The following is a 9721-nucleotide window of genomic DNA, read 5'->3' on the forward strand; positions in this document are numbered from 1 at the left end:
CTAGCTGTCAGAGTCGGAGTGGGCGGAGTCGTCGGAGTGGACTGCTGTGTCTTCTTCGAAGGCTTCGAGTGGAGGGCAAGAGCAGATCAGGTTCCGGTCCCCTGCGGCGCCGTCGATCCGGCCGACCGGCGGGAAGTACTTGTCCTGGCGGAGGGTGTGGACCGGGAAGACGGCCTGCTCGCGCGGGTATTCCCGTGCCCAGTCGGTGCTGATGACGGCGGCGGCGGTGTGCGGGGCGTTGCGCAGCGGGCTGTGCTCCGCGGTGAAGTCACCGTGCGCCACCTGGTCGATTTCAGCGCGGATAGAGACCATGGCGGTGATGAAGCGGTCGATCTCGCCCAGGTCCTCGGATTCGGTGGGCTCCACCATGAGGGTGCCGGCCACCGGGAACGCCAGGGTGGGGGCGTGGAAGCCGTAGTCGATCAGGCGCTTGGCGACGTCCTCGGCCGTCACACCGGTCTTGGCCGTGAGTTCGCGCAGGTCCAGGATGCATTCGTGCGCCACGAGACCGCCTTCGCCGGTGTAGAGCACCGGGAAGGAGTCATTCAGCCGGGCCGCGATGTAGTTGGCCGCGAGCAGGGCGGACCGGGTGGCCTCGGTGAGCCCCTGCCCGCCCATGAGCTTCACGTAGGCCCAGGAAATCGGCAGCACGCCGGCCGAGCCGTAACGGGACGCGGAAATCGGGGTGCCGGCGCCGTGGGACGGGTCGGCGTTGTTGGCATCGCCCGGCATGAACGGTGCCAGGTGGGCCTTGGCCGCGACCGGTCCGACGCCGGGGCCGCCGCCGCCGTGCGGGATGCAGAAGGTCTTGTGCAGGTTCAGGTGGGAGACATCGCCGCCGAACAGTCCGGGCTGGGCCAGCCCGACGAGCGCGTTGAGGTTGGCGCCGTCAATGTAGACCTGGCCGCCCGCGTCGTGGATGGCCTCGCAGACCTCCCGGACGTCGGCGTCGAAAACCCCGTGGGTGGACGGGTAGGTAATCATGATCGCGGACAGCGCATCCTTGTGCAGCTCGATCTTGGCCTGCAGGTCCGCATGGTCGATCGTGCCGTCCGTGGCCGTGGCCACGACGACGACCTTCATGCCGGCGAGCACGGCGGAGGCCGCGTTGGTGCCGTGGGCCGAGGCGGGGATGAGGCAGATGTTGCGCTGGGCCTCGCCGCGCGAGTGGTGGTAGCCGCGGATGGCCAGCAGGCCGGCGAGTTCGCCCTGGGATCCGGCGTTCGGCTGGATGGAGACCTGGTCGTAGCCGGTGATCTCGGTCAGCTGGGCTTCGAGGTCCTCGATCAGCTCGCGCCAGCCCTCGGTCTGGGATTCGGGGGCGAACGGGTGGATGGAGGCGAATTCCGGCCAGGACATGGCTTCCATCTCGGCCGTGGCGTTCAGCTTCATGGTGCACGAGCCCAGCGGGATCATGGTGCGGTCCAGGGCGAGGTCGCGGTCTGACAGCCGGCGGATGTAGCGCAGCAGCTGGGTCTCGGAGCGGTGGGTGTTGAAGACCGGGTGCTGGAGGTAGTCAGACGTGCGCTCGACGGCGCGGTCCAGGCCGACACCGGAAGCGTCGACTGATTTTGCGTCTGCGACGCTGGCACCGAAGGCGGCGACGACGGCGGCGACGATGCCCGCCGTCGTGGCCTCATCGGCGGAAATCCCGACCGTGTCCGCGTCGATGGTGCGCAGGTTGATGCCCTTGGCCTCGGCGGCGGCGATGATCTGCGCGGCCTTGCCAGGGACGGACACGGTGACGGTGTCGAAGAACGAGGTGTGCAGCACGTCCAGGCCCGCGGCCTTGAGGGACGCCGCGATGGTCCTGGCGTGCCCGTGCGTGGTCTCGGCGATGGCCTTGAGCCCGTCCGGGCCGTGGTAGACGGCGTAGAAGGAGGAGACGATGGCCAGCAGCGCCTGGGCGGTGCAGATGTTGGAGGTGGCCTTCTCGCGGCGGATGTGCTGCTCGCGGGTCTGCAGCGCCAGCCGGTAGGCGGGGACGCCGGCGTTGTCCTTGGACACCCCGACGAGGCGGCCGGGCATGGACCGCTCGAGGCCCTTCTGGACCGCCATGTACGCGGCGTGCGGGCCGCCGAAGAACAGCGGGACGCCGAAGCGCTGGGCGGAGCCGACAGCGATGTCGGCGCCCTGCTCCCCCGGGGACGTGATGAGGGTCAGCGAGAGCAGGTCCGCGGCGACGGTGACGAGGGCGCCGCGTTCCTTGGCTTCGGCAATCACGGCGGAGTGGTCCAAGACCCGGCCGGAGGCACCGGGCTGCTGCAGGACAACACCGTTTATGACGCCGTCGGGCAGGCCCTTGCCCAGGTCGGCGACCTCCACCTCGAACCCGAGCGCCTCGGCGCGGCCCTTGACGATCGCGATGGTCTGCGGGAGGCAGTCGGCGTCGAGGACGGTCTTGCCGTCGTGGGCGGACTTGTTCTTGTTGGCCCTGCGCATCATCAGGACGGCCTCGGCGACGGCGGTGGCCTCGTCCAGCAGGGAGGCGTTGGCGATGGGGAGACCGACCAGGTCCTGGACCATGGTCTGGAAGTTCAGCAGCGCCTCGAGCCGGCCCTGGGAGATTTCCGGCTGGTACGGCGTGTAGGCCGTGTACCAGGCCGGGGCCTCCAGGATGTTGCGGCGGATGACGGCGGGCGTGATCGTGTCGTAGTAGCCCTGCCCGATCATCTGGACGGCGGTCTTGTTCTTCGCAGCGATCTTGCGCAGTTCGGCGAGGACTTCGACTTCGCTGAGGGCTTGGCCCAGCGCCAGCGGGGAGTCCTGCCGGATGTCCTTCGGGACAGCAGTGTCCACGAGCGCATCGACGGTGTCGTAGCCGACAGCCTTCAGCATGGCGTCGACGTCGGACTGGCGGCGGGCGCCGATGTGCCGGTCAACGAAGGACGTGGAGGCTGAGGTAACAGTCACAAGGAACTCCATAACTAAGGCGGCGCAGGGTACGCCGCATTGATTCGGGTTCCTCCCCGCTCTGTATTGGACCTGAGAGTTTCCGCGCCGCATGCTTTCGCATTGCTCCGCTTGCACCGTCGGTGAGCACAGCATGTCACGGGACAGCCTGCTACTTTCCAGAGTCGCCTCGCCGCGGCGGTACATGGGCCTGAGAGATTCCTGGGGAGGATTTGCTCCTACGGCGCCTGCTTGTACCTACTTGCAGGACTCTCCCGCCGCAGATCAAAGGCATATTCAATTGGGGGTGACAGCAGTCACAAGTTCCATTGTCCTATGCCCGGCCCCGCTCCGCAAACTAATGAGTCCGCCCACGCGAATTCGCCGGACAGCGCCGGGGTCGCCGTACCCTTACGGCTTCCCCGCAGGCTTCCGGCGAATTCGGCGCGGGCTATGGTTGAACGGTCGCCGAGATGAGGAGAAAAGTCATGCTGGAGCGAAGGCCATTTGGGGCCACCGGTTTGGAGGTCTCCGTTGTGGGGCTCGGCGCTGGCCAGATCGGCGAGAGTGACGTCGCCGAGGCCGAGGCCGCAGAGGTGCTCAACGGAGCATTAGATCTCGGCGTCACGCTGATCGATACCGCCGCCAGTTACGGGTTGAGCGAAGAGCGGATCGGCCGGCACATCGGCCGACGTCGGGATGAGTTCGTCCTGTCCACCAAGGGTGGGCCCAAGATCAACGGGCAACGGGATTGGTCCCCGGGCAGCGTGCTGGAGAGTATCGAACAGTCATTGCGCTTGACCCGGTCGGAGCGGATCGACGTCTTCTATCTGCATTCTTGCCCGCTTGAAATCCTGCGCCGTGGGGATCTGCAGGACGCCCTGGACGCCGCCGTCGCCGCCGGCAAGATCGGTGTCGCGGGCTACAGCGGAGACAATGAGCCCCTCGCATTCGCCGTGGACTCCGGTCGGTTCGGTGCCATCGAAACCAGCGTCAACATCGCCGACCAGTGGAACCTCCGAAATGTTCTGCGCCCCCGGCCCGACCTGGGCGTGATCGCCAAACGTCCGATCGCGAACGCGCCGTGGCGGTTCGCTGAGCGGCCAACCGGGAACTACGCGGAACTGTACTGGGAACGGCTTCAGTCGCTGGCACTCGACCCCGGCGACATGGATTGGGCCGAGTTCGCCTTGCGCTTCACGGTGTACGCGCCGGGTGTGGACACCGCAATTGCCGGGACGGCCAAGTTGGCCCACCTGCGCGCGAACATTAGGGCCGCCAGCCAGGGCCCCCTTCCGGCGTCGGCGCTGGAAAGCATCGACAGCGCTTGGCGCACCGCCGGGTCCGGCTGGCCGGCCTCGACCTAACCTACCGGCCGCAAGCCCGCCCTCAGCCGCGCAGACGTTCGACGGCGGCCAGCAGGCTCCCGAGGTCGGCGCCGACCTCCGGAAGCGGGCCGCCGGGGCCACGGGCAAGCATGGCGTTGAAGTACAGGCCGTCCCCCATATAGAGGACAGCCTTGGCCATGGCGGGCCCGACGTCCCCGGCGAGCAGTTCCAGCCAGCGACCCTGGGCGGCCGCAAAACGGTGGAGGGCTTCTTCATGCGCCACTTCGGCCAGCCGAGTGGCGGCGACGAACGCCCGGTCCAGCCGGGTATCCGCCCACAGCGAGGACTTGATGAAGTACGCCGCCGCCCCCTCCGGCGCGTCCGCCATGGCCTTGACGTCTTCCGCCAGCAACCCGTCCAGGCGCTCGAGCAGCACCGAGATCATCGCCTCCTTGCTCGGGAAGTGGTAAAGCAAGCCGCCCTTGGAGACGCCGGCCCGCCTGGCAACGGCGTCCAGGGTGGCGGCGCGTTCGCCTTCCTCGATGAGCAGCGATTCGAAGGCGTCCAGGACGGCTTCGCGGGCGACGGGTTTTCTGGGCATGGTTCCCATCATGCCCGTCCGGCCACCCATTTCTTAACTGTACCGTCTGGACGGTATAGTTATTTGTCATGAGCACTACATTGACTCCCGCAACCGTCACAGAAGCCCCCGCCGCAGCCCGTGCGCCGTGGCGCGACTGGGTGGCACTGGCGCTGCTGATGTTTCCGGTCCTGCTCGTGGCGGTCGACAACACGGCCCTCACGTTTGCACTGCCCGCCATCGCGCGGAGCCTGGACGCTTCCGGCGTGCAGCTGCTGTGGATCGTGGACGCCTACCCCCTGGTCCTCGCCGGACTGCTCGTAGCCATGGGCAGCCTGGGCGACAGGATCGGGCGGCGCCGGCTCCTCTTCATCGGCAGCACCGGATTCGCGGCCGTCTCCGCAGTCACCGCCTTCGCCCCGAGCGCCGAGTGGCTGATCGCCGGGCGGGCGGGTCTCGGCTTCTTCGGCGCGATGCTCATGCCCTCCACGCTCTCGCTGATCCGCAACATCTTCCCGGAGCCCAACCGCCGGCGGCTGGCCGTAGCCGTCTGGGCCGCGGGTTTCTCCGGCGGCGCCGCGCTCGGTCCGATCTTCGGCGGCTGGCTAGTGGAGAACTTCTGGTGGGGTGCGGTGCTGCTGGTTGCTGTGCCGATCATCCTGCCCCTGCTTGCCCTTGGCGCCTTCCTGATCCCGGAATCCCGCGATCCGCATCCCGGCCGGGTGGACGTCCCAAGCGTGCTCCTGTCCCTGCTGGTGATGGTGCCGGTGGTCTACGGCATCAAGGACCTGGCCACGCACGGCCTCGCCCCGGCACCGCTGGCCATCATCGGCCTCGGCCTGGCCATGGGCTATGTCTTCATCCGGCGGCAGCGGGCTCTGATGCGCGGCGGCGGGAGGGCTCCCCTGCTGGATGTCAGCCTGTTCGGGAACCGCGTCTTCAGCACCGCCATTACGGCAAACGTGCTGGCACTGTTCTCCTTCAACGGCTTCATTCTGTTCCTGGCCCAGCACCTGCAGCTGCTCGAGGACCAGTCCCCCTCCGAGTCCGGCATCGCGATGGTCCCGGCCCTCATCGCCACCGTCGTGGCCGGCCTGCTGGTGGTGCCGCTTGTGCGCAAGGTCCGCCCGGGCTTCGTGGTGGCCGGCGGGCTGCTGCTGAGCGCGGCGGGGTACTTCCTCGTGGCGTTCGGCGATCACAACAACGGCCCGGCCTTGCTGCTGGCCGCGCTGCTGGTGCTGTGCCTGGGCGTCGGCTCGGCGGAAACCATCTCCAATGACCTGATCCTGGGAGCAGCTCCCGCGGAGAAGTCAGGCGCGGCGGCCGCCATCTCGGAGACCGGCTACGAGGTCGGGTCGCTGCTGGGCACGGCCGTGCTGGGTTCCATCCTGACCGCCTCCTACCAACGCAACCTGCAGCTGCCCGCCGGCGTCGCCGGGACGGCACCGGCGGAAGCTACGGCCCAGGCAGGCGAGACGCTTGCGGGCGCCATCGAACTGGCGCACACCCTGCCGGGTCCACTGGCGCAGGCCGTGACGGCGGCCGCGCGGGCCGCCTTCGATTCCGGCGTCCACATCACGGCGGCCATCGCGATGGTGCTGATGGCGGGGGCGTCAGTCCTCGCCGCCGTCGTCCTCCGCAAGGTGCCGACAGCACAATAGTCGGCGGCGCCGTCAAACGCACAGCGCCCGATGCCGGCGGATGCCGGGATCGGGCGCTGGGAACTGCTGGCGAGGACTACTTGCCGTCAGGCGTGGTGACGCTGGCGCTGGCGCGCATGGTCTCCGCGTTGACCATCCAGGCGTACTGCTCAAGCTTGGCGATGAACGCGTGCAGCAGGTCCGCCGTCGTGGGATCCTCTTCATCCACTTCGTCGTGGACTTTGCGCATGGTGCCGACGGCGGCCTCCAGTGCCGCGACGATCCGCTCGATGGCGTCCTTGGTATTGATCAGGCCGGCCGGGAATTCAGCGAGGACGGTGGACTTGGCCACCGTGGAGCTCCGGCCGTCCGGCAGGGCATGGAGGGCGCGCATACGCTCGGCCATGTCATCGGCGAATTCGCGGGCGGCGTCGATGATTTCGTCGAGCTGAAGGTGCAGGTCACGGAAATTCGTCCCCACGATGTTCCAGTGCGCCTGCTTGCCCTGGACGTGAAGTTCAATCAGGTCCACGAGCACTGCCTGAAGGTTGGCGGTCAGGGTCGGTGATGCTTTCATGGGTCCTCCTGGGTAGGTCCGGTTACCGTTTAGGTCCGATGCTTCCGACGCTACCGCAGGCCCGCGCGCGACGGCGACGGTCCGGCCAAAATTTCACGGTCGGCTTACTAAGCCGGCTTACTAACACTGGCCGGAAGCCGCAGGGAACAGGTTCAGACCGCCTCGTTGAGCACCGGACCCTGTGGGAAAAGGCCCCGCGTGATGCCGCCAGCCGTTGCCTCTGCGAGCTGGGAGAGGTAGTCGTTCCGGCGCCGCGGGGTGATCCTGGACTGGGGCTCGAAGCCCTGCTCGGGGTCGTCCGCGTAGTGGGCGGTCAGTCCGTCACGCATCAGCCTGATGGCCTCGGCCCGCTGCTGGGACACCGCCGCGTGGGTGGATCCGAGTTCCGCGGCCAGGTCCTTGACGGTCCTGTCGCCGAAGTAGATTTCCTCCACGACGTAGCGCATCCGCTCCGGGAGCGACTTCACTGCGGCCCGGAGGTACTGGAGCCGCTCGTCCGCGAGGATGGAGTGTTCCGGGGTCAGGGTCTCTGCGGCCAGCGTGTCGACCACCGCTTCATCCAGCGGCGTCAGGGTGCGGGAGGCATCGGCGAGGGCTGCCTCCACGACGCTCTGCTGGACGCCCAGCGCCGAGGCGATCTCATCGACGCTGGGGGTGCGTCCCAGGGCGGCGGCGAGGGTCTCCTGGACGGACATGGTTTCTTTGATCCGGCGCCGCGCCGAGCGCGTGGCCCAGTCGCTGGCGCGCATCTCATCCGAGAAGGCGCCGAGGATGCGCCGGCGCGCAAAGGCGCCGAACGGTACGCCCAGGTCCGGGTCGAAGGAATCGGCCGACGTGATCAGGGCAATGGCGCCCGCGGAGGCCAGGTCATCGCGGGAAAGGTGCGAGGCCTTAGAGCACAAGTCTGAGACGAGGTAGCCCACCAGCGGAAGATGCTGTGTGACCATCTCGTTGCGTTCCACGCGATTCAATAGTGTGTCCCCCCATGAGACCGGATCCGAATGCCTTAAAAGACCAAGAGCCGCACCCGAAAACGGACCCGCACTCCCCTCTGGAAGTCGGTGGTTGAAACCCGGGCGCAGCACCCAAGTCGAAACTTATCACCTGAGGCACAATCTGCGTGTAACCTCAGGGAAAAGCTTGGCTGAAAATGCGGAACGCTTTACCACCAAGGCGGCAAGGGAACGGGGCCCATGGGCGCAGGCGATCTATCGGCAGCTCTGTGGCAGGAGCGCCGGCAACTGGAACTGCTCTTGTTCAGGCTGGAGACGCAGCGGCTCCACGCCCACGCCGGCAACGTGCAATGGCTGAACTTCACCGCCTCCGAGGTGGAGGGCGTCCTGGACCGGCTGCGCTTCGAAGCCCTCGCCAGTGGTGTTGAATCGGCGGCGGTGGCGGCCGAATGGGGTTTGCCGGCACAGGCGACCCTCGTCGAACTCGTGGCCGCGGCTCCGCCCGGCGCCTGGCCCGAAGTCCTGCAGGAACACCTGGAAAGCCTGCAGGAACTGCTCCGGCAGCTCAGCGATGCTGCCAGGGCCAACGAGGACACCCTGCGGCGGCTGCCCCCTCCGGTGCCGCCGGGTTCCTCCCCCCGCGTGGCCGATACGGCCGGCGATCTTGATCAGCTCACGACGGCGGGGAACATTGAGCGGGCCCTGGCGGTCACCCGCCGGACGACCCAGCCCCTGTTGGCCCACTACCTGGGCGGCAAACGGGACTGATCAGTCAGTCGGAGCTGCTGACGGGTGCCGGCGGCAGCAGCCCGCGCAGCGCGTCCTCCGCGCCCGCGCCTGTGGCTGCGCCTGCTGCAGCTGCCGCCAGGTTAGCCGCCGCGATGGCCTCAATGACCTCCCGGCGCTGGATCGGAACGCCCCGGGGCGCCTCGATACCGATCCGGACGCCGTCGCCCCTGCCCTCGAGAACAGTGATGACGATTCCGTCGCCGATCATGATCTGTTCGCCCGGCTTGCGTGTAAGTACCAGCATCTTCTCAATCTACCCTTCGCGGGGGGCAGCCGCGGACGGATCCTGCTGCCTGGGACATCCCGGATCTACGCATCTCAGATACTCACCGCGTAGGACGGGGCGGCATCGATCCAGCCCACCGGCAGTCCGAGCGCGTTGACTGTTTCCGGCGTACCGGTTTCGCCCGCTCCGACGACGGCGACTGCACTGATGGTCAGCTGCGAGGCGAGGACCCCTACCCAGCGCGCCGTGTCCTCGGCCTTGCGCCCGGCGTCCACGACGACCCACAACTGGTCGGCAGAAAGGGCGGCAAGAGCCTGGCACCGCGCGATGGCGTCGCGGGCCCTGCCGAGGCCGAAGGCCACTACGACGGTCTGTTCCGTCAGCACGGCGTGGGCGCGGGCCGCCGTCGCGCTTTGGCGTGAGTCCACGTGCAGGTGGCCGTAAGCGGACAGCTTCCCGGCCGTGCGCACGTCGGCGCCGCCGGCGGCCAAAGACATCGCCAGGGCGGTGTCAAGTGCATCGTCCCCCAGCCCGACGAGGACCACGAGGTCACCGACGCCGGTGAGCGGCGCCGGGACCGTCCCGCGGGGCTGGACTGGCTGCCGGGCCGGCTCCGGGTCGGCGGCGGGAACAGCCCTGGTCGCGTCGCCGGCCGTCGCCAAGGCCGCCAACGTGGACACCGGCTGTGCGCGGACCGGCGGGTCGGCGGCGGGGGCAGGGGCGCCGGTCCGCGCAC

Annotated in this window: 9 protein-coding genes and 1 riboswitch; of the genes, 3 read left to right on the forward strand and 6 right to left on the reverse strand. The window is 68.2% G+C overall.

Annotated features, from left to right (window positions below; translation table 11 throughout):
- Positions 1–2925 (reverse strand): aminomethyl-transferring glycine dehydrogenase, encoded by a 2925-nt coding sequence (gene gcvP / locus BJG92_RS07905; RefSeq protein WP_269461810.1) that lies wholly within the window; start codon positions 2923–2925, stop codon positions 1–3.
- A gap of 156 nt (positions 2926–3081) precedes the next feature.
- Positions 3082–3180, reverse strand: a riboswitch (glycine riboswitch).
- A gap of 200 nt (positions 3181–3380) precedes the next feature.
- Here gcvP and BJG92_RS07910 point away from each other — a divergent pair.
- On the forward strand, positions 3381–4259 hold the full coding sequence (locus tag BJG92_RS07910; RefSeq protein WP_232083471.1) for an aldo/keto reductase: 879 nt from the start codon (positions 3381–3383) through the stop codon (positions 4257–4259).
- Between the two features lie 22 nt (positions 4260–4281).
- On the opposite strand, the gene BJG92_RS07915 is transcribed toward BJG92_RS07910, so the two are convergent.
- Positions 4282–4821 carry a TetR/AcrR family transcriptional regulator gene (locus BJG92_RS07915; RefSeq protein WP_232083472.1) on the reverse strand — a complete coding sequence of 180 codons (540 nt, stop codon included), beginning with the start codon at positions 4819–4821 and terminating at the stop codon, positions 4282–4284.
- A 68-nt stretch (positions 4822–4889) separates the two neighbouring features.
- On the opposite strand from BJG92_RS07915, the gene BJG92_RS07920 reads away from it, so the two are divergent.
- The gene (locus tag BJG92_RS07920; protein WP_232083473.1) at positions 4890–6461 is read left to right on the forward strand and encodes an MFS transporter; all 1572 of its coding nucleotides are present in this window, start codon (positions 4890–4892) and stop codon (positions 6459–6461) included.
- Positions 6462–6537: 76 nt separating this feature from the next.
- Here the strand turns inward: BJG92_RS07920 and BJG92_RS07925 are convergent, their stop codons facing one another.
- Entirely contained in the window at positions 6538–7017 is a 480-nt protein-coding gene (locus BJG92_RS07925; protein WP_232083474.1) for a Dps family protein, read from the reverse strand.
- Positions 7018–7169: 152 nt separating this feature from the next.
- The gene (locus tag BJG92_RS07930; RefSeq protein ID WP_232083475.1) at positions 7170–7988 is read right to left on the reverse strand and encodes a sigma-70 family RNA polymerase sigma factor; all 819 of its coding nucleotides are present in this window, start codon (positions 7986–7988) and stop codon (positions 7170–7172) included.
- 222 nt (positions 7989–8210) lie between these two features.
- Here BJG92_RS07930 and BJG92_RS07935 point away from each other — a divergent pair, with 222 nt between their 5' ends.
- Entirely contained in the window at positions 8211–8738 is a 528-nt protein-coding gene (locus BJG92_RS07935) for a flagellar protein FlgN (protein WP_232083476.1), read from the forward strand.
- Positions 8739–8742: 4 nt separating this feature from the next.
- Here the strand turns inward: BJG92_RS07935 and BJG92_RS07940 are convergent, their stop codons facing one another.
- Both BJG92_RS07940 and BJG92_RS07945 read right to left on the reverse strand, forming a co-directional pair.
- The gene (locus BJG92_RS07940) at positions 8743–9003 is read right to left on the reverse strand and encodes a carbon storage regulator (protein ID WP_232083477.1); all 261 of its coding nucleotides are present in this window, start codon (positions 9001–9003) and stop codon (positions 8743–8745) included.
- A gap of 74 nt (positions 9004–9077) precedes the next feature.
- On the reverse strand, positions 9078–9721 hold a 644-nt coding region (locus BJG92_RS07945), incomplete at its 5' end, for a hypothetical protein (RefSeq protein WP_232083478.1).

The organism is Arthrobacter sp. SO5, from assembly GCF_020532805.1.
Lineage (GTDB): Bacteria > Actinomycetota > Actinomycetes > Actinomycetales > Micrococcaceae > Arthrobacter.